The following is a 22,631-nucleotide window of genomic DNA, read 5'->3' as shown; positions in this document are numbered from 1 at the left end:
ATACAAAATAAAGAATATTGAATAAAGAGCAACGAATTTTGAATTAAACTCTCCTACTATCTCCTACTTCCTAAAACCTATTCCCTACAACCTCATTAACTCATCGACTTAAAAACTCCTGAACAGTCTTCAGTAACATATCAGGAAACTCCATATGACTCATATGTCCTCCGGGTAGAATTTTCAAGGGAACACCTTCTTTTTCTGCTATAGCTTTAGTTTTTTCAAAATTCACGACCTTATCTTCTTCGCCTAAAACAATGAGGCTTCTCTCTAACATTTGCCGAAGCACTTCTGTCCTATCTTTCCGATCCCGCATACCCTTTAACGTATTGATGATACCCTGTTGAGAGCATTGTTCTGCTTCACTTATAGCCAAATTAATTTCAGCTGATAAACGTTTTTGATCTTCAGGTAAAAACAAATGTTTCACCGCCATTCTCACAAAGGCTTCTGGATGCTTTTGGATCATGGTGATCGCTCGGTTACGTTCTTTCTTTTTGGATTCTGAATCTGCCAGCGGACTTGAATTTAAAAGGATGAGCTTTTTAATTCGTTCTGAACCTGACCCTCCAAGGCAAGCATGCGGGTTGGGTTCAGCTAAAGCTAAAGCCACGTAACCTCCCATAGAATGTCCTATCACACTAAAATTATCCATTTTTTGATGGTCTGCAAAGGCCAAAACCAGAGCGGCATACTCTTCCATCGTATGGATATAGCCAATAGCTTCAGTATTGCCATGACCTGGTAAATCTAAAGCAAAAACGCTATGGGTTTCTGATAACTGCTGCTGTAAATCTTTCCACATGCTCGAATTTTCTAAAAATCCATGAAGTAAAATTATGGGCTCACCTTCTCCCGAAGAGGTGAAGTGAACCTTAGTTTGTTTGTATGTAAAGGTCATGTTCTTAAATAAAACTAGTCAACTGATAAGAACCAGTTGACTAGATAAAAGTTCATTTTTTAAATTTAGACTTCTAGTTATTCATCAAGTCTTCAATTTCTTCAATTTCAATTGGGATATCGGCCATCAAATTTTTTGGCGATCCTTGTTCCTGAATGACAACATCATCTTCAAGTCGGATACCCATGTTCTCATCTGGCAAGTAGATCCCTGGTTCTACGGTGTAGACCTGATTGGCTTTCATCGGTTCGTGTAACAAACCATAGTCGTGAGTATCTAAACCAATGTTATGAGAGGTACCGTGCATAAAGTATTTTTTATAAGCAGGCCAGTCTGGATTTTCGTTTTGAACATCGGCTTTGTCCAGGAGTTTAAGATCCAACAGTTCTGAAGTCATCAATTTTCCGACTTCCACGTGATAATCTTTCCAGATTGTCCCTGGCACCAACATATCGGTGGCCAAATTTTTGACCTTGTTCACCGCGTTGTAGATCTGCTTTTGACGATCGGTATATTTTCCAGAAACCGGAATAGTACGTGACATATCGCTAGCATAGTTGGCATATTCTGCGCCTACATCTAGTAAGATTAAATCGCCGTCTTTTAGCTGATGTTTATTTTCGATATAATGCAATACGGTGGCATTTTTTCCTCCTGCAATAATCGGAGTATAAGCAAATCCCCTCGATCTGTTTCGCAAAAACTCGTGCATGAATTCTGCTTCGAGTTCATATTCCCACTTCCCTGCTTCAGTGAAATTCAAAACTCTTCGGAATCCTTTTTCAGTAATATGACAAGCTTGTTGCATCACCTCCAGTTCTAAAGGGTGCTTCACTGAACGCAGTCTTTGTAAAATAGGATTGCTTTTGGCCACTTGATGAGCCGGATAATTTTCTTTGAGCCAAATATTGAATCGATCTTCACGGGTTTGGGTCGCATGAGCAGCTCTGTAATGCTCGTTAGTGTTCATATAGACGATTCCCGTCAACGCCATCAATTCATTAAAAACTTTAGTAAAGTCTTTAAGCCAATAGACGGTCTCTATTCCAGAAGTTTCAAGTGCTCGTTCTTTATTGAGTTTTTCACCTTCCCATACAGCGATATGCGGATTGGTTTCAGTGAGGAATAGAATTTCGCGGTGTTTTGGATCGGGAGCATCTGGAAAAAGCACCAGAATGCTTTCTTCCTGATCGACACCTGAGAGGTAATAGATATTTCGGTCCTGCTGAAAAGGAATAGTGCTATCTGCTCCAATAGGATAAGTGTCGTTAGAATTGAACACAGCCAGGCTTCCAGGCAGCATCTGACTCATAAAGTTTTTTCTATTTTGAATAAACAGATCTTTAGAAATAGGGTCGTAACGCATAACTTTTTTAATTTCTTCAAAGGTATGAAATGGGAAATGAAAATAAAGTTTAGGCTAATATTGCAACATTATTTTAGGTTATTAACTATAAGCTTTGAGTAAAATCATTGATTACGCTTTAAAATTGTTCTAAATTATATGTAAAACCTTGAGTTCATTTGTTTCAGAGTAAGCTGTGGCGTATTTTTGCACAAAATCAAACTCAGAATAATGGCTGGAATAAGCAAAACATCAATAGCAAGGAAAGTTGCTATGGCTCTTTCAGGACTTTTTTTAGTCCTTTTTTTAGCTCAACATTTTACAATTAACTTCACATCCGTGGTGAGTCCCTCAACCTTTAATGAGATTTCTCATTTCATGGGAACCAATTTTGTAGTGCAGGCGATTTTACAGCCTATACTTATCGCAGGAGTGGTTTTTCACTTTGTGATGGGATTTATACTGGACATTCGTAACAGAAAAGCTAGATCGGTTAGCTATGCTAAATTCAACGGTGGAGCTAATGCACCCTGGGTGTCTAGAAATATGATTATTTCTGGAATCGTAGTACTAGCCTTTTTAGGACTTCACTTTTACGATTTTTGGATTCCAGAACTCATTCACAAATACGTAGAAACACATCCCGACGACCCCTTTAGATATTACGATGAGACGGTGGCTAAATTTGCTGGAGATCCAATCCGAACGGGGCTTTATGCCTTTGCCTTTGTGTTTTTAATGTTACACTTGTTACATGGGTTCGGTTCTTCATTCCAGACCATGGGGGTGAACAATAAATATTCAGGGGCTATCAATATTTTTACGAAAGCTTTTGCGATTGTTATTCCAATGGGTTTTGTTTTTATTGCGATATTTCACTACTTTAATAACTTATAAGCGAAAGGATTATGTCAGTTTTAGAATCAAAAATACCAGAAGGTCCAATAGAGAAAAAATGGACTAAACATAAAAACGAAATTAATCTTGTTAATCCTGCTAACAAACGTAACATCGACATCATCGTTGTAGGTACGGGATTGGCAGGTGGAAGTGCGGCTGCTACCTTAGCAGAACTTGGCTATAACGTAAAGACATTTTGCTACCAGGATTCTCCAAGACGTGCGCACTCCATTGCAGCACAAGGAGGAATCAATGCTTCCAAAAATTATCAAGGTGATGGTGACTCCGATTACAGATTGTTCTACGATACTGTAAAAGGTGGGGATTACCGATCCAGGGAAGCTAACGTATATAGACTTGCAGAGGTCTCCAGTAACATCATCGACCAGTGTGTGGCTCAGGGAGTTCCTTTTGCCAGAGAATATGGTGGTCTCTTAGACAACCGTTCGTTTGGTGGTGTTTTGGTTTCCAGAACATTTTATGCTAAAGGACAAACCGGACAGCAATTGTTACTCGGTGCTTATTCAGCAATGAACCGACAAATTAATCGAGGCAAAATCCAATCCTTCAACAGACACGAAATGATGGATTTGGTATTGGTTGATGGAAAAGCCAGAGGAATTATCGCTCGTGATTTGGTGACAGGAGAAATTGAAAGACATTCTGCGCATGCCGTGGTTTTAGCTTCCGGTGGATACGGTAATGTATTTTATCTATCGACTAATGCTATGGGAAGTAATGTCATGGCGGCGTGGAGAGCTCACAAAAAAGGAGCCTTTTTCGCTAATCCATGCTTTACTCAAATTCACCCCACCTGTATACCTGTTTCAGGAGAGTTACAGTCTAAACTGACCTTGATGTCTGAATCCTTAAGAAATGACGGTCGTATCTGGGTGCCAAAGCATAAAAAAGATGCAGAGGCGATTCGCGAAGGTAAGTTAAAACCTACTGAAATTGCTGAGGAAGATAGAGATTACTATCTAGAACGCAGATATCCTGCTTTTGGTAACCTGGTTCCACGTGATGTGGCTTCCAGAGCAGCCAAAGAACGTTGTGATGCGGGTTATGGCGTCAATAAAACCGGACAAGCTGTATATCTGGACTTTAAAGCAGCTATTGAGCGTTACGGAAAAGAAAAGGCCTTTACTTCAGGTCATAAAAACCCAATTAAAGAAGAAATTATAAAATTAGGTGAAGAGGCTGTAGAAGCTAAGTATGGTAACCTTTTTGAAATGTATGAGAAAATTACAGATCAAAATCCATACAAAACACCGATGATGATTTTCCCTGCGGTTCACTACACGATGGGAGGACTTTGGGTAGATTATAATCTAATGACGACTATCCCTGGATGTTATGCAGCTGGAGAGGCAAACTTCTCAGATCACGGTGCCAACAGGCTTGGAGCATCTGCATTAATGCAAGGTCTGGCTGATGGATATTTTGTACTTCCTTACACCATCGGTGATTATTTAGCAGCCGATATTAGAACTGGAGCCATTTCAACAGAATCGGAAGAGTTTGAAACTGCTGAAAAAGAAGTGAAAGACCGTATCCAAAGACTGTATAATACCAATGGTAAGAATCCAGTGGATTATTACCATAAAAAATTGGGTAAAATCATGTGGGACAAATGTGGTATGTCTCGTAATGAGAAGGAACTAAAAGAGGCGATGGAAGAAATAAAAGCCTTGAGAGAAGATTTCTGGGAAAACGTAAGAGTCACAGGAAAAGCTGAAACCAAGAATGCGGAACTTGAAAAAGCAGGAAGAGTTGCTGACTTCTTAGAATTAGGTGAACTTTTTGCTAAAGATGCTTTAGAACGAAATGAATCTTGTGGAGGTCACTTCAGAGAAGAATACCAAACTGAAGATGGTGAAGCCTTGAGAGATGATGAGAACTTCAGATTTGTTTCTGCTTGGGAATATGTAGGTAACCCTAGAGATGCAAAACTCCATAAGGAGCAGTTGGAGTTTGAAAATATTGAATTAAAAACTAGAAGCTATAAATAATCGAATTATGAAGCTTAAATTAAAAGTATGGCGTCAAGAAGATGCCCAAGATAAAGGAGGATTTCAAAATTACGATGTGGACGGCATTGATGGAGATATGTCATTTCTTGAAATGATGGACGTTCTCAACAATAACTTGGTGAACGAAGGCATTGATCCGGTAGAATTCGACCACGATTGCAGAGAAGGTATTTGTGGGTCTTGTTCACTACAGATCAATGGTGAGCCTCACGGACCAGACAGACGTATTACGACCTGTCAATTACACATGAGAAAATTTAAAGATGGAGATGAGATCGTCATTGAGCCTTTCAGAGCGACTGCGTTTCCGGTTATAAAGGATTTAGTGATCGACAGATCAGCTTTTGACAGAATTCAGCATGCTGGAGGATATATCTCGGTTAACACCTCCGGTAATACTCAGGATGCCAACTCTATCCCGATCGAAAAGCAAGATGCAGACGATTCATTTTATGCAGCCACCTGTATTGGTTGTGGAGCATGTGTTGCGGCCTGTAAGAATGCCAGTGCAATGCTCTTTACCTCTGCTAAAGTATCTCAGTTTGCATTATTACCACAAGGAGAAGTTGAAGCTCATGAGCGAGTGATCAATATGGTGAATCAAATGGATGCTGAAGGTTTTGGTAACTGTACCAACACTGGTGCCTGCTACGTTGAATGTCCAAAAGGCATTTCTTTAGAAAATATTGCCAGATTAAACAGAGAATATTTAAGCGCCAGCGTATTTAGCTAAAAGGTAGATCATAAATATAAAAAAAGCGTTTCAATTGATTTTGAAACGCTTTTTTTATACAATTGCTTATATTCGAAGCCGGTTTATTTAAAAAAAATATGTAAATTCAATATATACAAAAATATTTTTATGAAACTGATCTTACTAACCTTCTTATGCTTTTTCATTCTGTCGGTAAATGCACAAGAGTCATATATAGAAAAACATCATCAGTATTTCAAATTACCACGTGAATCTATATTTGTTCATACTAATAAGTCAATATTTATGGCAGGAGAATATTTATGGTATAAAGGCTATGCAATTGATAGATCTACGGGAAAATTAAGTAAGGATGTAAGAAATATTCAGGTCTTTGTTTATGATAGTATAGGGGGCTTAATTGAAGAATCTATGGTATTAGCTAACGAGGGTATTTTTTTTAATCAAATCAAAATAGATAGTACTTATACCCCAGGCCGCTATTATTTTAAGGCTATGACCAACTACATGAATAATTTTAAAGAGCCTGATGCTTATTTACAAAAGTTTGAAGTTATAGATGAGATAAAAAAAACTACAAAAAAAGCTAAAGACCTTAAAATTACTGTTCAGCCTGAAGGACAAGAAATAATTTATGGTTTAAATACTAATTTAGGTATAAAAATAACCAACGATTTAGGATACCCTGAACAATCAAACCTAAAATTGCTAGAAGATAACATACCTAAATGGGAAGTTGAAAGTAGTAAGTCTGGCTTGGCAAAAATCAATTTTAGACCCATTAAAGGTAAAGCTTATAAAATAAAAGTAATCACACAAGGAGGCTTTGAAAAGGAAATACCAATTCAGGATATAAAGTTTGAAGGTACATCTCTTCAACTTAACGATTTAAAAAAATGCATTAATTTAAATATTGAGAGTACAGATTTGAATAAAAATGAAATCTGGCAATTGGTCATTTTTCAAGAGAAAAACATTAGTACTGTTAATATCAAAATGAATTCTTCTAAAAAATCGATTATATTAGAAAAAGACAAACTCTTTGATGGAGTAAATACAATTCAACTCTTGAAAAATGGTAACCCTATATTAGAACGCTTGTTTTATAATGAAGCTAAAGATGAGACGAGGTTTCAAGGAGACTACAGAATGAAAGAGATTGCTAAAGAAGATTCGATAGTTTTAAATTTAAACTTCAAAAATAAAAGTAAATTAATACTTAGTGCCTCTGTATTGCCAAAAGAAAATATTACATATCAATCACAAAAATCTATCATCAAAACATTAAGATTAAGACCTTATATTGAATCCGATGATTATGATTTCTTTTTTAAGTCTGCTGATTTACCAAGTTTAAATGAATTAGATGTAGTTTTATTAATGTCTAAAAGTCGCTATCGAAAAAGCTTAAATTCATCAAAACCTCCAGAAAAAAAATATAAACGTGAAAATGGTTTTGAACAAACTTTATACTTAATTGATAAGATAGAAAAAGAGGACCTACTTCTGGTGGGTATGAAATCTAAATTCAATAAGGATATTGATTTTAAACTGGATAACTCAAGAGCATTTTTCTTAAAAAACAGATATCCAGTAATTGGTGAAAAGCTTGACTATTATATTACAACCGAAGATGGTAACTTCAAAGCACCAAAATTGACTTTAGAAACAAAAGTGAATTTTAATGATCAACATCCAATATCATTTCAAAAACTAGATTCTTCTCCATTTAGAAAAGATATTACATTATCTACTTTTAAGTTAACCTCTAATTTTTCAAATATAAATCAGCTAGATGAAGTCACTGTGAAAGCAGTAAAAGGAGAAGAAAAGAAAGGGGTATTCTATTTAGAAAGAGGAGAAAAAGAGATTATTACTCCCAAAATTGAACGTGACTATATGACGCTTTCCTCTTATTTAACTAGCAAAGGGTTTAGGGTAACAGAAACCTCCAGAACTTTCGTTGTTCAACGATACAATACCTTGAATAAAAAAGCTTCTATTTTTTTAGATGGCGTCAGGATGAATCCTTTTAATACATCTCTTGCCTCTATTCTTTCGTTTACTCGATTAAATCAATATGAATCGGTAACAATTAATAGAAATGCCTATGGTGCAGGACCGGATAATGATGGTGGCCTTATAATAATTAAAAGCCGAAGAAACAATTTAAATCTTAAAGATGATACGGAAATGTATACCTCTATTGAAGTAGTTAAAGGTTATAAAAAAATAAAAAAATACATTAATCCATACTATGGCTTTTACGAAAGCGAAATGTTTAAAAGCCTCGGTTCTATAGCTTGGTTTCCGAACATAGTAGTTAAAGATGAAGCACAGGAAAACAATAGCGTAGAATTGAAAATAATAGATACTGGCCTTGAGCAGGCTATGATCTATATCGAGGGAATTTCAGAAGATGGTCAATTGCACAGTTATAACTTTCCAATTGAATTAAAAAAAGATTAAACGAGGTGTATACATAAAAAAAGCGTTTCAATTGGATTGAAACGCTTTTTTTTGTGTAGGCTAAAAAAGTTTAATTCAATTTACTTCTTCCAGCGATTTAACCCCTTCGAGCATTTCTTTCACAATCATTTCAAGGTTAAAATCATGTGTCCACCCCCAATCAGTTCTAGCTTCTGTATCATCGATACTATCAGGCCAGGAATCGGCAATCGCTTGCCTGAAGTCGGGGTTATAGTTCATTTGAAACTCTGGGATTTGATTTTTAACCTGCTGAGCCAGTTCTTCTGGAGTGAAACTAACACCAGACAAATTATAAGACGATCTGATTTTGATTTTATCTGAAGGAGCCTCCATGATGGAAATTGTAGCATGAATCGCATCGTCCATATACATCATAGGTAATGCAGTATCTTCAGAAAGGAAGGATGTATAAGCCTTAGATTTAAGGGCTTCATGAAAAATCTCAATCGCATAATCGGTCGTGCCGCCTCCTGGTGGTGTTTTATAACTGATTAAGCCAGGATAGCGTATACTTCTTACATCCACACCATAACGTTTATTATAATAGGCGCACCAGCGTTCTCCAGCTTGCTTACTAATGCCATAGACAGTCGTAGGTTCCATAATGGTCTGCTGTGGCGTATCTACTTTCGGTGTTGTGGGGCCAAAAACCGCAATGCTGGAAGGCCAGAAGATTTTGGAGATCAGCTCCTCTTTCCCAAGATTCAAAACGTTAAACAGAGAGGTCATGTTTAAGTCCCATCCCTTTTCCGGATATTTCTCTGCCGTACCACTCAGCATAGCAGCCATCATGTAGACTGTATCGATTTGATGTTTGGAAACAAGCGTTTTAAAGTCGTCGTAATTTGTCGCATCCAGAACTTCAAATGGACCTTTTGAGAGTAAAGCAGAGCTAGGAGATTTAATATCACTTGCTACAACGGCATCATTTCCATGAATGTCTCTAAGTGCGAGTGTAAGTTCAGAACCGATCTGACCACAGGCTCCAACAATTAATATCTTTGAGGGCATATTTTTCAATTTTATGCAAATTTAAGCTTTGATTTAGATATCATAATAAAAATACTGTAATTATGAAAAACTTAAATAATATCCTCTACTTTTGATTTGTAAAACAAATGTGATGAAATTAAAATCTTTACTTGGAGTCCTTTTACTCTTGATCACGACTGTTGGAATCCTGTCTTGTTCTAATGGAGATAAAAAAAATCAAGAATTAAATTCGAGGCCGAGTGTCCCCTCAGAATTACAGGATAAAATTAAGCTAGACAGCATCAGGCTTGTGGGACTATCTCAAGAGGCTAAGGCTGGAACTGACGAGTGGATGATGTACATCGCCCTTAATTCTGAAGTGAAAAGACTTGAAGAGTATACCATTGCGGACCTAGTCAACAATGCAGAAACCATTAATAATGTTATTGATTCATTAGCTCAAACTGTTCCAAAGCCATTTGAAACCAATGCCGTTGAGGCACGTATCAGAACCTTAAAAACACATTCAGAATTACTTTTGGATAACTCAAAGAGAATGGAACCAGAAGCTTCAATAATCGAAGAATTAAGTATAAAGCTAAAGCTAGATTTCAACAACCTCAACATACAGTTGAATGAGGTCTATATTATGGATAATAGTAATGAAGTCACTAATTGATATTCGTATATGAAACCAATAACCTCTTTCTTCTTATGTTTGATCGCATTAGGGAGCTTTTCTCAGACAAAAAGTATTCAACACACCTTAGACACGTGGCATAAGGCCGCTGCCACGGCAGATTATGACACTTACTTTAGCCTCATGACCGAGGATGCCGTTTTTGTAGGTTCTGATGCCTCAGAAGTCTGGACCGGTGAAGCATTTAAAACCTTTGCTAAACCGTATTTTGATGCTGAAAAAGCCTGGACCTTTTTTCCTGTCAACAGAAATGTGTATACCGAAGGTAACTTTGCCTGGTTTGATGAAGTATTAAATTCAAACCACATGGGATTGTGCAGGGGATCGGGTGTACTCATTCGGAATGAAGATGGACACTGGAAGATTAAGCATTACGTTTTATCTTTAGCCATACCAAATCCTTTAGTTAATAAGATTGTTAAGGAAAAAAAGGACTTGGATGTAACTTTTCTTAAAACACAAAACTAATTTATAGTTCTGAATAAAATCCGTATTTTTAAACCCAATTAAATTCAAAAACTTATGAACAAAGTGAAATTGATGTTTGTCGCTATTGGAGCGTCAACATTATTTTTTTCGTGTCAGGATTCTAAAAAGGAATCGAACGACGAGAGCAGAGGTATAGCCCTGCAATACATGGACACCACAGTTGCACCAAAAGACGACTTCTATAGTTACGTCAATGGAGGATGGATGAAAACCGCAGAAATTCCAGATGACAGGACCTCATGGGGTGGATTTCAAATTTTAAGAAAATCAACCGACAATGATGTGTTGGAGATTTTAAAAACTGCAGAAGAATCTGGAAAGTACAGTTCAGACTCAGACCAGGGAAAAGCCATTGCGGTTTTTAATTCGATAATGGATACAGTGTCGAGAAATGTTGCAGGCGTAGATCCTATTATGGACAAACTGGACCGTATTGAAGAGATCCAAGCCAAAGAAGAGATACAAAAACTGATGGCTGAAATGCCAACATCTATTTCTACTCCATTTTTTGGAGTGTCTGCCTACTCAGACCCAGACGATAGTAATACCAATGTTGCTTACGTAGGTACTGGAGGCTTAGGCTTACCAGACAGAGATTATTACTTAGATCAGGATGATAAATCCAAAGAAATAAGAGAACAGTATAAAGAGCATATCGTAAAGATGATGGCTTACTTTGGAGGCTCTAAAGAGGATGCCAAATTTAAGGCTGAAACCATCCTTGCCTTGGAAACTCAGCTCGCTGAACCTAGATTGGATAAAGTGGCTCGAAGAGATTTTAGAAACTACAATAACCGTTATGCGGTAAGCGACTTAGATCAGGTGACACAAAATATAGATTTAAAAGCTTACATGACTGATTTAGGGGTTGAGAGCCTGCCAGATACGGTTTTGGTAATGGAACCTAAATACATGGAAGCTTTAGATCAAATGATGGCAGAGACTTCATTAAACGATCTTAAAACCTTAATGACCTGGTCTACCATCAACGATGCTGCTAACCAGTTATCTACTGATATTGCTACCACCAACTGGGAGTTTTATAGCAAAACTTTGAGCGGTGCTAAAGCACAACGTCCTCTGGACGAAAGAGCGTTATCTGTAGTAAATGGTAGTATCGGCGAAGCTGTTGGTAAATTGTACGTGGACCAAAAATTCCCGCCAGAAGCTAAAGAAAAGGCTGAAAAAATGGTTGGAAATGTCATTACAGCCTTCAAAAACAGAATCAACGACTTGGAGTGGATGCAGGACTCCACCAAAACCAAAGCTGTTGAAAAACTAAATAAATTCACAGTAAAAATTGGTTACCCAGACGAATTTGAAGATTACAGCGACTTAGAAGTGACTTCAGATAAGACGTTTTATGAAAACATGCAGGCAGTAGCCATGTGGAACTATAAGGATAACCTTAGCAAAATCGGTGAGCCTGTAGACAAAACGGAATGGGGAATGTCTCCGCAAACCGTTAATGCTTACTTCAACCCATTATACAATGAAATCGTTTTCCCAGCTGCCATTTTACAGCCACCTTTTTACGATTACAAGGCAGATGATGCCGTGAATTATGGAGGTATTGGAGCTGTGATTGGCCATGAAATCTCTCATGCTTTTGATGATAGCGGTTCTAGATTTGATGCCAACGGTAACCTAAAAAACTGGTGGACCGATCAGGATCTCGAGAAGTTTACAGAGCGTGGAAACAATTTAGCTGAATTATACAGCAGTATTGAAGTTTTAGATAGTGTTTACATCAACGGTAAATTTACCCTAGGTGAAAACATTGGAGACCTTGGTGGAGTGCTTGGGGCTTATGACGGGTTAATGCTTCACTATGAGAACACTGAGAAGCCTGGTAAGATCGATGGTTTTACCCCAGAACAGCGTTTCTTTATGTCTTGGGCTACGGTTTGGAGAACTAAAATAAGAGATGAGGCCTTAAGAACTCAAGTCAAAACAGACCCACATTCTCCTGGACAGTACAGAGCTTACGTCCCACTTCAAAATATAGATGCCTTCTACGAAGCTTTCGATATCAAAGAAGGAGATGACATGTATATTGCTCCAGAGGACAGAGTAAGAATCTGGTAAAATACATTATAGATGTAACTATAATATTTTCTAATGAAAACCACCTCACCCTGAGGTGGTTTTTTGTTTTTCTAAAGTTAGAGCTAAGCCGAACTTTAAATCAATTATTTTCAATTCACCCTCCTCAGTCCCTGCCTTTGCCAAGAAACGCAAGGCAGGCTCCCTCTAGGTAGGAAATATAAATCTCGTTATCTAAATGTTTAAGTTTTCCCTTCTTGCATCCGACGAGTGGAACGAGAGGAATGCATTATGCCGATAGGCAAAATATGTTTATGTTCGCCAAGCCCAATTTTAAATCTAAAAAAATTGCTTGGCACTAACTTAAATTATATAATTATGAAAAATTTAGAATTAACTCAGATGGAAGATTTGAGTGGGGGGTGCTCAGCAGCACAAGAAGAAGCCTTGCTTTGGATTGGTGGAGTAGCATCAGCGGGATCTTTAATACCAGGTGCCAATTTAATATTTGCGCCCACAGCTATTGGAGCATGGATTGGTTCAGCTTATTGCCACTACAATTAAAATAGCTTAATTATGAAAACCGATATTAACATTACTTTAAAAAGATATATATTACCATATGGTACTATAAATGTTTTTATTAATGGAGATAATTATTCACTAAAGCCAGGTCAAAAATTAAAGTTAAACCTGCCTAAAAAAGGAGAATATAATATAGCGATTAGCTCATTTATACACCAAAAAGAAAAGAAAGTTTTTCTTACTGATGGTTCAACTCTTAATATAAAGCACCTATTACCAATGTCATATTATCTTTTTGGTGTTTTTATTGGTCTGATTCTTTTTGTATTAGGTACTGTAGATATTGTACCTGTTTTTTATGTAACTACTTTTGTGTTAATATTTTACTTACCGATTATATATTATAATTTTATAAACAGAAAGAAATTTTTTGAGATTCAGATATTTTAGAAGAATTTAATAAATTTTTAAAACCACCTCCCACTTGAGGTGGTTTTTGGTTTTCTAAAGTTAACACCAAATTGAATTTCAAGTTTCTTACTTTCAACACCCTCCTCAGTCCTCCCTCAAGGGAGGAAGCTCAGGTTGGGTTTTTCCCTTTAGGGAAATGCCTCAGGCAAAGGGTGTTTCTATACACCAAGCCCAATTTTAAATCTTATAAACTTGCTTGGCACTAACTTAATATTTATGTTTATGAAAAATTTAGAATTAACACAGATGGAAAACTTGCAAGGAGGTTTGGATGGTGGTGACATTATGTGTGGCTTCGCAATTGCTAGTTTTGGCGTGTCGGCAGCCGACCTATTCAGTACTGGAGTTCGAGCACCTGTTGCTTATGCTGCCATAAGTTATGCCCTTGCAACTCCTGCTTTGATTGGCTGCTTTCTATAATTAAAATTTTAAATATGCGAAAAGTGCTTTTATTTTTGTCATTAACTATTTTAGAATCTGTAATTGGAGTTTATTTATTTTTGGAGTTGAGTAAAAAAGAAACAACTATGGCAATCTTAATAAGTATTTAAATGATAATGTCTTCAATTGGTTTAATAATTGATTTAAATAAAAGATCTGATAAAGCCAAATTTTAAAACTTATACTTTAAACCGCCTCCCACCAAGGCGGTTTTCTTTTATAAAGTCCACGCCAATAAAAATTCTAACTTTATTCTAACTTTCTTACTACATTACACCCATCTCAATCTTCCCTCAAGAGAAGAAGATGGATTTATTTTCCCTATTGTAACTGATTAGCAAAGCGAAAGGAATGCGTGAGGCCATTGGCATTGTGCATTCAAAATTTGAAATTCCTGTGATTTATAAGTTTTGTTTCGTGGTTCCAAAAATCATGATTCCCTGTTTCTTATGTCTTAAGTCTTGCATCTAATATCTTATCTCTACTTCCCAATCGTCTCTTCAAACAGCTTCAAAATTCGTCGGTACTCATCGGTCCAGCTACTAGGCTGCGTAAAGCCGTGTCCTTCGATAGGATACAAGGCCATTTCCCAATTCTCTTTTTCGAGCTCAATCAAACGTTGAGAAAGCCTTACGACATCCTGAAAATGCACATTGGTATCAATCACCCCGTGAGCTATCAGCAAGTTACCTTCCAGCCCTTCAGCAAAGTAAATTGGAGAAGAACGTCTGTAAGCTACGGGGTCGAGATGAGGTTCATTTAAAATATTGGAGGTATACCCATGGTTATAATGCGCCCAATCGGTCACCGATCTTAAGGCAGCTCCTGCTGCAAAGGTATCGGCTTCATTGAACATGGCCATTAAAGTGATAAAGCCTCCGTAGCTTCCGCCGTAGATGCCTATCTTCTCTGGATTCACACCGTGATTTTCGATTAGGTATTTTGCACCATCCACTTGGTCCGATAAGTCTTTACCACCCATGTGTCTGTAAATACCAGTTCTCCAGTCTCTACCGTAGCCGGCACTTCCTCTATAGTCGATATCTAAAACCGTGTATCCTAAATCAGTTAGCAGATTATGAAACATATATTCTCTAAAATAGCTCGACCACCATTTGTGTGCATTCTGCAAATACCCGGCACCGTGAACAAAAATCACCGCAGCCTTGTTATTAACACTTTCCTCTGGCTTATATAATCTCGCATAAGGTTGAGCTCCATCTTCAGCTTCAAATTGAATCAATTCTGGGAATCTCCAGTTGTATGCACTAAAGTCATCCGATTGCCCACTCGTTAACTGTTGGGGTATAGCCTTAGCTTTGGCTTTCTTTAGGTATAATTCCTCAGGCGTATTGGAGCTTGAAAATAGAATCGCCATCTGCTTCTCGTCTGGAGAAAGAAATACAGTGTTCTTACCTGCCATGGAGGTGAGTTGTATTGCCTTTCCGCCCATGACAGGCATTTTGTAAAAATGACGCTCTCCAGGATGGACTTCAGAAGACGTAAAATACCAAGACTTTTGATCGTTGGACAACTGTGGATTAAAGACTTCGTAAGCCCCTTCGGTGAGTTGCTTTTGAGTATTGCTTTCTACATCGTGCAGGTATAAATGCGAATAGCCGGTGGCTTCAGACTGATAAAAAACATGCTTATCATCTGGTAACCATCCTAAAGTGCCACCACCATAATAACTGCCTATACCAGGTCCGGCAATCCAGGCATCGTCGTGTTGCCGGTCCAAAGTGCTGAGGCTTCCTGTGTTTAAATCGATAAGCGCTATCCAACGATCCTTATTGTCCTGAGCTCGAATTGAAACCACTGCCTTCTGATCCTGCGAAGAAAACTGTACGTCGGAGAAACTTACGGCCCTTTTTTGCTCTTCCCACTCACGATCAGGATAATGTTCTGTATAGGATGGTAAGTCTGTAATGCCAGGCAAAGTAGACACATCTACTTTGAAAACTGTGTCCTTCATGATATGGTAGAGGTAAAGATCTCGCTGTGCAGTTTGGTCGCCCACTTTACTTCTGGTATTCAAAGGTTCAGTGTAACCAGAGGCATCTACATAATTTGGCACCATGGTGTTATCTGGGGATTCTGGAGTATAGGTCTGGAAGGTTAGAAAGTTTCCTGTGTTACTAATATTGAAATTAAACGCTCTTTCCTTACCCAAATAATGTGTATAGGAATTATCACTTAACAGATCCTGATTTTGTTCTCTCAATTCTGAATTTTCTTTTTGGACTCTCACCTCTTGAAGTAAATCCAGATTTTCATCTTCTAGCCATTGATTTTTTTCAGATTTCTGTGAACTCCTGTCGTTTGCACTTCCTGTTTGTATATTGGTTTTCTTCTGAATTTGCCCTTTCTTTTTATTATAGACAAAAAAGTTATTATTACTGATAAACCCATATTCATCATCAGTTATAAACCGAGGGGATTGAATGCGATCACTTAAGTCTAAGACCAGCTGGGTGGTATTAGTCTTGATATTATGAAGGTAAAGATCCCCAGATTGAGTAAACAGTTTATGTGTTCGTTTCTCATTATAGTCCCCATAACGCGAAACCTTGGTCTTTCTTTCCTCCAGACTTACTTTTGAAATTTCAGATGTATTGGATAACCGGATTTTATATAAAGAATCTGATACATTTTGTTCTGGATTATAATCAAAATAAATCGTACTAGACTGTTCGTCCCATTCTACACCAGACGGAAAAGTCCCCATCCAATTGGGATCTTGCATAATCTTTTGAACTGATAAATCAGATTGGGCGTAGCTTAAAGTGCTTACGACTAGAGCGAAAAATAAAAATCTAAATGATAAGGTCATGAAATAAGAAATTTAGAATAGTCATCAAATATAAAAGGTTCTCACCTAAAGCTTAGTGTTGAATTCTTACTAACTTTAAGTTTTTAAATCGAAAGTATGACACGCTTATCACATATTGGTTTAATTGTAATATGCTTTTTGGGAGTTTTGAGAAGTCAGGCACAGCATAAACAAACTTATGCGCTCTTCGATGAACAAGGAAATACCATCACATATTCTGCGCTTATAGACAGTATTTCCAAAACAGATATCGTCTTATTTGGTGAGTTTCATAACAACCCTATTTCTCATTGGCTTCAGTATGAAATGATCGCTGACTTAAAAAAAGACAGCATCAATTTGAGTATTGGAGCCGAAATGTTTGAATCCGATACGCAAAGCGCTATTGATCTTTATTTTAGAGATAGTTTAGCAGAAGATAAGTTCAGAACAAAAGCCAGAGTGTGGAGCAATTATACTACCGACTATAGACCTATTCTAGAATTTGCTAAATTGACTTCAACGCCCTTTATAGCCACCAATATCCCCAGACCTTACGCTACTAAAGTATATAAAAATGGAGGCTTTTCTGCTCTGGATTCATTAGCCGATGACGCCTATAAATTGATAGCTCCACTGCCAATCCCCTTTGATATTGAGCTATCTTCTTATCAAAATATGCTGGATATGATGGGTGGCCACGGTGGAGAAGATTTGGTTAAAGCTCAGGCCATCAAAGATGCGACTATGGCTCATTTTATATTGAAAAACCTGTTGCCCAATCAGGTGTTTTTTCACCTCAACGGCAGTTACCATTCCAACGATTTTGAAGGGATTTACTGGTATCTAAAGCAGTACAATCCCCAAGTCAACGTACTGACGATATCCACTATAGAACAACAAAATGTAAAGACTTTGGAAGAGCAACACCAAAATAAAGCTAATTTCATTATCGCTGTGGATCAAAACATGACCAAAACCTATTGAAACTATGAGCAATTCTCTAAACATTACTTATATTCAAACCCAACTGTCCTGGGAAGATCCGAATGCCAACAGGCAGCATTTTGAAAAAAAATTGGCTGAGTGTCCTTCAAAAACAGATGTAATCATTTTACCGGAAATGTTTACCACTGGATTTTCTATGAATGCTGAAGCCAATGCCGAAGAAGCTGAAGTGGTTTTAAGCTGGATGCAGGAGCAAGCTGATGCTTTTGATGTAGCACTCACAGGAAGTGCTATGGTTAAAGACCAGGGCAAGTTTTATAACCGGATGTTTTTTGTACAGCCAAATGGGACGTTCTTCACCTACAATAAAAAACATTTGTTTACTCTGGCTGGCGAGCATAAGATTTATGAACAGGGATCAGAAAGGTGCATTGTCGAGTATAAGGAATGGAAACTCTGTTTGCAGGTGTGTTATGACCTTAGATTTCCGGTGTGGGCAAGAAATCAAGACGATTACCATGCCCTGATTTATGTGGCTAACTGGCCTAAAAAACGAGTGGCAGCCTGGGACATTTTGCTTCAAGCCAGAGCAGTAGAAAACATGAGCTACTGCATCGGTCTTAATATTATTGGGATAGATGGAAACGATTTTCCATACGTTGGGCACTCTTCCGCCTATGATGCACTAGGCAAGCGCCTGAGCCAGCATCACCCAGAAGAAGAAGCTATAGAGACCGTCGTTTTGGATAAAGCTTCCCTCTACGAACTAAGAAATCAATTAGGCTTTTTGAGGGATAGAGATGAATTTAATATAAAGTGATCGTCAGCACTTCATCTCTAAAAGGCCTAAATTCTACTGGCCTGGAATCATAAAGTACTGGTTCTGGTTTTAAGCCCTTCAAAAAATCTCCAGTGTCCCATCTACCATTGGCGTTAAGGTCATATATTAATCTAATGAAGTAGACTCCTGGCCGAATTAGTTTGAAATTAACTGTGTTGCTTTCGGTTTCATAGACCGAGGATTCTACTTTACCATCTTCGTCGACAAGTTCTACGATAATTGGAAATGTATCCACGTTGGTGATTGTTAATTGCAGATTGGCAAAGTCCTCTATGGATTTTGTGTTGTACTTAAAATTTAAACTATCATTCGTAGCGTCAAAAAAATCAGTTATTGCCCCAGGCAAAAGGTCGATTTTATAAGATTCTAAGGGTTGTTTTTCAAATTTAAAAACCAAATGATTGTAAAGGCTATCCAGTTCAAGATAAAAATCCACCGGAACAGAATCCTTATTCATCATTCGAATAGAATCTTTTTCAATTCTCGAAATAGGCGTGTTAGCTCTGAGTTTAAAATCTGCTAATAATTTGTTCTTTTCGGTTTTAACTTCTGAAATTTTCAAAGAATCTTGCTCTATCTCTTTAGGGCGTATTTCCACCGTATCTATTCTCTCCTGGTTTTTGAAGGCAAAGAGTAAGCTATCATTTTGTAGATAGGGTTTGTACCAATAGTGTAAGGTATCGGTCTCTTCATCTTTGAAATACCTGGCTTCAAAGGGCTCTTCTGTATCTGAAATAAGGTCGATCCTGAAATCTTTCAATCTCCCTTTAAACCCAAATTCGAAATGGTTTCTAGAAACTTGTTTAGGACGCGAAGCCTTGAAATCCAACTCTTCCTTAAAAACCAAGATATCGTAAAGTTGATCTGTAGGTATTGAAATGGCTTCCTCTACAAATCCGATTTTATCTTGTGCGGGGTCGAATTTATAATTGTTGTTTTTATCAGAGATTGCAACCATTTTATAGTCTCCTGGCTTCAAATTGTCTAAACTAAAAAGAGACGTGGAATCTCTCACAAAGGAAACATAACGTGGCGTATCTCTATAAACAACAGAATCGGAATAAGTCGAATCTAAAGGGTAAAGCATCACTGACACATTTTCATCTGATATTCGCTCATAAGCATCAAATACGTTTCCTTCTACCTGAAGAGAGTCAACATAGTCGCCTGTTGAGAATACATACTTAAAATAGGGAAGCGCATTGCCCTCATTATTGTCTTCTATGCTTTTACCAAAATTAACCGTGTAAGTTGTATTGGGATCTAAAGAATCTCTGTCTATAGAAAGTCTAACGTATCGACTGGCTATACCGGAAGGGTAAATATTTGGCCTTGGTTCTATGGGAGGAGAAAAGAAGATTTGTTGCCTTGGGTCATCTAATTTGACGTACTCATCAAAATTGATAGTTATTTCTTCGCGCTTGTAATTGGTCGAATAATTTTCTGGAGTAGAACTCACGAACTCGGGCGGCTCCACATCTTTAGGCCCTCCATCCGGCCTTCCTCTCTGAGCACAGGAAGACATTAAGAAGGTAAACATGAGTGCGAAAAGAAGACTTGAAAAATGTATGTTCATGTGTAGCGCTTAGTTTATGCAAATAAACAACAAAATAAAGATTTTATTATTTGGTGATGGCTATTGTTGCAATGCTTATATGTTCTATATCTGCTGTTTTTAAGGCTAAGTAACAAGCTTCTAAGGTTGCTCCTGTGGTCACTAAATCATCTACTAAAAGAACATGTTCTCCAGAAAGACTGTTATTTCCAACGACATAAAAATGATTTTTAACCACTTCGGTTCTGGCTAGTCTATTTTTGAAAACCTGGGTGGCAGAAGTGGATCTTCGCTTGAGACAGACATCATTGTAGGGCACAGATAATTCTTTAGCGATGGCTTTCCCAAAACCTTCTACCTGATTATAACCGCGTTCTCGAAGTCTTTTCTTATGCAGAGGAACTGGAATAACCAGGTCTATAGAGTTATGCCAGCCTGCCTCCAAAAGCAATTCACCCAGCCACTCGCCAAGGTGAAAACTTAATTCTTCATTGCCTTTATATTTCAAATCATGGATAAGGTTTTGTATGATGCTCTTCTTTTCAAAATAAAATAAGCAAGCCGCATGTTGGAGTGGAACTCTACCATAGAGGATTTTATGCAAATCATGATCACCGTCGAAAAAGTTAGGGTAAAGCGGTAATTCGTTTCTGCAGAAGGTACACAGCAGTGGTTCATATTTCAATAACACTGCATCACAACACGCGCAGAGTTTTGGGAACAAGAAATTTTTAAAATCCTGAAACATCTGAAAATAAATTGGTTACCTAAAGATAATCAAAAAACAAAGGGTAGAAAATTTTCCTTTATATCGTGAGATTTATTTAATTATTTACCGGCGAATCCTCTAATTAAAGCCTTGTTTTTTTACTTTTGCGGCATGGCAAAAGAACAAGACAAATTCAAACAGGTAATATCCCACGCTAAGGAGTATGGGTATATTTTCTCTTCCAGCGAAATTTATGATGGATTAAGCGCTGTATACGATTATGGGCAAAATGGCGTAGAGCTGAAAAATAACATTAAAGCCTACTGGTGGAAAAGTATGGTCCAGCTACACGAAGAAATAGTAGGGCTAGATGCTGCAATCTTAATGCATCCCAATACCTGGAAAGCTTCTGGACACGTAGACGCCTTCAACGATCCTATGATCGACAATAAAGATTCTAAAAAGCGATACAGAGCAGATGTTTTAGTAGAAGACTATGTAGAAAAACTAGAGCAGAAAGCACAGAAAGAAATCGCTAAAGCCAAAAAACGCTTCGGAGAAGATTTTGACGAAGAACAATTTGTAAACACCCACCCCAGAGTGGTGAAATACAGAACACAGTCCAAAGAGATTTTATCTCGATTAGCAACATCGCTCACCGAAGAAAATCTGGAGGATGTCAAAGCACTTATAGAAGAATTGGGCATTGCCTGCCCGGTAAGTGGCTCAAAAAACTGGACCAACGTTAAACAATTCAACTTAATGTTTGGAACAAAGATGGGAGCTTCCGCAGAATCAGCTTCCGACTTATACCTAAGACCAGAAACAGCTCAGGGCATTTTTGTGAATTTCTCCAACGTTCAAAAAACCGGCCGGATGAAAATTCCTTTTGGAATTGCTCAAATCGGAAAAGCCTTTAGGAATGAAATTGTAGCCAGACAATTCATCTTTAGGCAACGAGAGTTTGAACAGATGGAAATGCAGTATTTTGTTCGCCCTGGGGATGAGCTGAAATGGTTTGAACACTGGAAAGAAATTAGAAGTAACTGGCATCGTTCACTTGGTCTTGGAGAAGAAAACTATAGATTTCATGATCATGAGAAAATGGCGCATTACGCCAATGCTGCGACCGATATTGAATTTAATTTCCCTTTTGGATTCAAAGAACTGGAAGGGATTCACTCCAGGACAGATTTCGATCTAAAAGCTCATGAAGATTTATCGGGGAAGAAGCTTCAGTTTTACGATCCAGAGTTAGAAAAAAGCTACGTACCCTATGTGATTGAGACTTCCATTGGATTGGATAGAATGTTCTTAGCTGTGTTTTCCAGCTCCCTAAAAGAAGAAACTCTGGAAGACGGAAGTAGCAGAACTGTCCTTAAAATACCTTCAGTATTGGCCCCGGTTAAAGCTGCGGTTTTCCCATTACTCAAAAAAGACGGTTTACCAGAAATAGCTCAGGATATATTGAAAGATCTCCAATGGGATTTCAATGTGATATATGATGAAAAAGATGCAGTAGGCAGACGTTACAGAAGACAAGATGCAGCGGGAACGCCATTCTGTATCACTGTAGATCATGATACTAAAGAAGACCATTGCGTCACTATACGTCACAGAGATACTATGGAACAAAAACGGGTACCAATTTCAGAAGTTAAATCTATCATTCAAAAAGACATCGATTTTAAAGCCTGGCTTAAGTCTTAAAATATTGAATAGATTTTACCTTTTT

At 37.7% G+C, this 22,631-nt stretch carries 19 protein-coding genes; 13 read left to right on the top strand and 6 right to left on the bottom strand.

Annotation, left to right across the window (positions count from 1 at the left end; all coding sequences use genetic code 11):
• Positions 1 to 100 precede the first annotated feature (100 nt).
• Together F598_RS0102130 and F598_RS0102125 are read right to left on the bottom strand one after the other, a co-directional pair.
• The gene (locus tag F598_RS0102130; protein WP_019037369.1) at positions 101 to 904 is read right to left on the bottom strand and encodes an alpha/beta fold hydrolase; all 804 of its coding nucleotides are present in this window, start codon (positions 902 to 904) and stop codon (positions 101 to 103) included.
• 73 nt (positions 905 to 977) lie between these two features.
• The gene (locus F598_RS0102125) at positions 978 to 2,270 is read right to left on the bottom strand and encodes an aminopeptidase P family protein (RefSeq protein WP_019037368.1); all 1,293 of its coding nucleotides are present in this window, start codon (positions 2,268 to 2,270) and stop codon (positions 978 to 980) included.
• 210 nt (positions 2,271 to 2,480) lie between these two features.
• On the opposite strand from F598_RS0102125, the gene F598_RS0102120 reads away from it, so the two are divergent.
• The 4 genes from F598_RS0102120 to F598_RS0102105 all read left to right on the top strand — a co-directional run bounded on the left by F598_RS0102120 (position 2,481) and on the right by F598_RS0102105 (position 8,366).
• Positions 2,481 to 3,146 (top strand): succinate dehydrogenase cytochrome b subunit, encoded by a 666-nt coding sequence (locus F598_RS0102120; RefSeq protein WP_019037367.1) that lies wholly within the window; start codon positions 2,481 to 2,483, stop codon positions 3,144 to 3,146.
• Positions 3,147 to 3,157: 11 nt separating this feature from the next.
• Entirely contained in the window at positions 3,158 to 5,161 is a 2,004-nt protein-coding gene (locus F598_RS0102115; protein ID WP_019037366.1) for a fumarate reductase/succinate dehydrogenase flavoprotein subunit, read from the top strand.
• Between the two features lie 7 nt (positions 5,162 to 5,168).
• On the top strand, positions 5,169 to 5,915 hold the full coding sequence (locus tag F598_RS0102110) for a succinate dehydrogenase/fumarate reductase iron-sulfur subunit (RefSeq protein ID WP_019037365.1): 747 nt from the start codon (positions 5,169 to 5,171) through the stop codon (positions 5,913 to 5,915).
• 129 nt (positions 5,916 to 6,044) lie between these two features.
• Positions 6,045 to 8,366, top strand: coding sequence for a hypothetical protein (locus F598_RS0102105; protein WP_033408225.1), 2,322 nt, complete (start codon positions 6,045 to 6,047; stop codon positions 8,364 to 8,366).
• A 75-nt stretch (positions 8,367 to 8,441) separates the two neighbouring features.
• Here F598_RS0102105 and F598_RS0102100 read toward each other — a convergent pair whose 3' ends face one another.
• The gene (locus F598_RS0102100; protein WP_019037363.1) at positions 8,442 to 9,398 is read right to left on the bottom strand and encodes an NAD-dependent epimerase/dehydratase family protein; all 957 of its coding nucleotides are present in this window, start codon (positions 9,396 to 9,398) and stop codon (positions 8,442 to 8,444) included.
• Positions 9,399 to 9,510: 112 nt separating this feature from the next.
• Here F598_RS0102100 and F598_RS0102095 point away from each other — a divergent pair, with 112 nt between their 5' ends.
• From F598_RS0102095 to F598_RS0102065, 6 genes are all read left to right on the top strand, one after another.
• On the top strand, positions 9,511 to 10,038 hold the full coding sequence (locus tag F598_RS0102095) for a hypothetical protein (RefSeq protein WP_019037362.1): 528 nt from the start codon (positions 9,511 to 9,513) through the stop codon (positions 10,036 to 10,038).
• Between the two features lie 9 nt (positions 10,039 to 10,047).
• Positions 10,048 to 10,527 (top strand): nuclear transport factor 2 family protein, encoded by a 480-nt coding sequence (locus F598_RS0102090; RefSeq protein ID WP_019037361.1) that lies wholly within the window; start codon positions 10,048 to 10,050, stop codon positions 10,525 to 10,527.
• Positions 10,528 to 10,581: 54 nt separating this feature from the next.
• Positions 10,582 to 12,636, top strand: a complete 2,055-nt coding sequence (locus F598_RS0102085) for a M13 family metallopeptidase (protein ID WP_019037360.1) — start codon at positions 10,582 to 10,584, stop codon at positions 12,634 to 12,636.
• Positions 12,637 to 12,972: 336 nt separating this feature from the next.
• Positions 12,973 to 13,158 (top strand): hypothetical protein, encoded by a 186-nt coding sequence (locus F598_RS0102075; protein ID WP_033408224.1) that lies wholly within the window; start codon positions 12,973 to 12,975, stop codon positions 13,156 to 13,158.
• 12 nt (positions 13,159 to 13,170) lie between these two features.
• Positions 13,171 to 13,569 (top strand): hypothetical protein, encoded by a 399-nt coding sequence (locus tag F598_RS0102070; protein ID WP_019037357.1) that lies wholly within the window; start codon positions 13,171 to 13,173, stop codon positions 13,567 to 13,569.
• A 243-nt stretch (positions 13,570 to 13,812) separates the two neighbouring features.
• Positions 13,813 to 14,010, top strand: coding sequence for a hypothetical protein (locus F598_RS0102065; protein WP_033408222.1), 198 nt, complete (start codon positions 13,813 to 13,815; stop codon positions 14,008 to 14,010).
• A 502-nt stretch (positions 14,011 to 14,512) separates the two neighbouring features.
• On the opposite strand, the gene F598_RS0102060 is transcribed toward F598_RS0102065, so the two are convergent.
• Positions 14,513 to 16,864: a S9 family peptidase gene (locus F598_RS0102060; RefSeq protein ID WP_019037355.1), complete on the bottom strand. Its 2,352-nt coding sequence runs from the start codon at positions 16,862 to 16,864 to the stop codon at positions 14,513 to 14,515.
• A 96-nt stretch (positions 16,865 to 16,960) separates the two neighbouring features.
• Here F598_RS0102060 and F598_RS0102055 point away from each other — a divergent pair, with 96 nt between their 5' ends.
• Together F598_RS0102055 and F598_RS0102050 are read left to right on the top strand one after the other, a co-directional pair.
• Positions 16,961 to 17,830 (top strand): ChaN family lipoprotein, encoded by an 870-nt coding sequence (locus F598_RS0102055; protein WP_019037354.1) that lies wholly within the window; start codon positions 16,961 to 16,963, stop codon positions 17,828 to 17,830.
• A 4-nt stretch (positions 17,831 to 17,834) separates the two neighbouring features.
• Positions 17,835 to 18,611, top strand: a complete 777-nt coding sequence (locus tag F598_RS0102050) for an amidohydrolase (protein ID WP_019037353.1) — start codon at positions 17,835 to 17,837, stop codon at positions 18,609 to 18,611.
• On the opposite strand, the gene F598_RS0102045 is transcribed toward F598_RS0102050, so the two are convergent.
• The gene (locus tag F598_RS0102045; protein ID WP_026302460.1) at positions 18,598 to 20,208 is read right to left on the bottom strand and encodes an Ig-like domain-containing domain; all 1,611 of its coding nucleotides are present in this window, start codon (positions 20,206 to 20,208) and stop codon (positions 18,598 to 18,600) included. The two genes, F598_RS0102050 and F598_RS0102045, sit on opposite strands and share 14 nt — an antisense overlap.
• A gap of 46 nt (positions 20,209 to 20,254) precedes the next feature.
• A complete protein-coding gene (locus F598_RS0102040) occupies positions 20,255 to 20,935 on the bottom strand; it encodes a ComF family protein (protein ID WP_019037351.1) in 681 nt (226 codons plus the stop codon).
• Between the two features lie 132 nt (positions 20,936 to 21,067).
• On the opposite strand from F598_RS0102040, the gene F598_RS0102035 reads away from it, so the two are divergent.
• On the top strand, positions 21,068 to 22,606 hold the full coding sequence (locus tag F598_RS0102035) for a glycine--tRNA ligase (RefSeq protein WP_019037350.1): 1,539 nt from the start codon (positions 21,068 to 21,070) through the stop codon (positions 22,604 to 22,606).
• Positions 22,607 to 22,631 lie beyond the last annotated feature (25 nt).

The organism is Psychroflexus tropicus DSM 15496, from assembly GCF_000378765.1.
Taxonomy (GTDB): domain Bacteria; phylum Bacteroidota; class Bacteroidia; order Flavobacteriales; family Flavobacteriaceae; genus Psychroflexus; species Psychroflexus tropicus.
This window is presented reverse-complemented; position numbering and strand designations above follow the sequence as displayed.

Excerpts from the sequence above, each read along its gene's own strand:
- F598_RS0102055 (WP_019037354.1), top strand. The coding sequence starts at position 16,961 with ATGACACGCTTATCACATATTGGTTTAATTGTAATATGCTTTTTGGGA.
- F598_RS0102125 (WP_019037368.1), bottom strand. The coding sequence starts at position 2,270 with ATGCGTTACGACCCTATTTCTAAAGATCTGTTTATTCAAAATAGAAAA.
- F598_RS0102110 (WP_019037365.1), top strand. The coding sequence starts at position 5,169 with ATGAAGCTTAAATTAAAAGTATGGCGTCAAGAAGATGCCCAAGATAAA.
- F598_RS0102070 (WP_019037357.1), top strand. The coding sequence starts at position 13,171 with ATGAAAACCGATATTAACATTACTTTAAAAAGATATATATTACCATAT.
- F598_RS0102050 (WP_019037353.1), top strand. The coding sequence starts at position 17,835 with ATGAGCAATTCTCTAAACATTACTTATATTCAAACCCAACTGTCCTGG.
- F598_RS0102100 (WP_019037363.1), bottom strand. The coding sequence starts at position 9,398 with ATGCCCTCAAAGATATTAATTGTTGGAGCCTGTGGTCAGATCGGTTCT.
- F598_RS0102130 (WP_019037369.1), bottom strand. The coding sequence starts at position 904 with ATGACCTTTACATACAAACAAACTAAGGTTCACTTCACCTCTTCGGGA.
- F598_RS0102105 (WP_033408225.1), top strand. The coding sequence starts at position 6,045 with ATGAAACTGATCTTACTAACCTTCTTATGCTTTTTCATTCTGTCGGTA.
- F598_RS0102085 (WP_019037360.1), top strand. The coding sequence starts at position 10,582 with ATGAACAAAGTGAAATTGATGTTTGTCGCTATTGGAGCGTCAACATTA.
- F598_RS0102040 (WP_019037351.1), bottom strand. The coding sequence starts at position 20,935 with ATGTTTCAGGATTTTAAAAATTTCTTGTTCCCAAAACTCTGCGCGTGT.
- F598_RS0102095 (WP_019037362.1), top strand. The coding sequence starts at position 9,511 with ATGAAATTAAAATCTTTACTTGGAGTCCTTTTACTCTTGATCACGACT.
- F598_RS0102090 (WP_019037361.1), top strand. The coding sequence starts at position 10,048 with ATGAAACCAATAACCTCTTTCTTCTTATGTTTGATCGCATTAGGGAGC.
- F598_RS0102035 (WP_019037350.1), top strand. The coding sequence starts at position 21,068 with ATGGCAAAAGAACAAGACAAATTCAAACAGGTAATATCCCACGCTAAG.
- F598_RS0102060 (WP_019037355.1), bottom strand. The coding sequence starts at position 16,864 with ATGACCTTATCATTTAGATTTTTATTTTTCGCTCTAGTCGTAAGCACT.
- F598_RS0102065 (WP_033408222.1), top strand. The coding sequence starts at position 13,813 with ATGAAAAATTTAGAATTAACACAGATGGAAAACTTGCAAGGAGGTTTG.
- F598_RS0102075 (WP_033408224.1), top strand. The coding sequence starts at position 12,973 with ATGAAAAATTTAGAATTAACTCAGATGGAAGATTTGAGTGGGGGGTGC.
- F598_RS0102120 (WP_019037367.1), top strand. The coding sequence starts at position 2,481 with ATGGCTGGAATAAGCAAAACATCAATAGCAAGGAAAGTTGCTATGGCT.
- F598_RS0102045 (WP_026302460.1), bottom strand. The coding sequence starts at position 20,208 with ATGAACATACATTTTTCAAGTCTTCTTTTCGCACTCATGTTTACCTTC.
- F598_RS0102115 (WP_019037366.1), top strand. The coding sequence starts at position 3,158 with ATGTCAGTTTTAGAATCAAAAATACCAGAAGGTCCAATAGAGAAAAAA.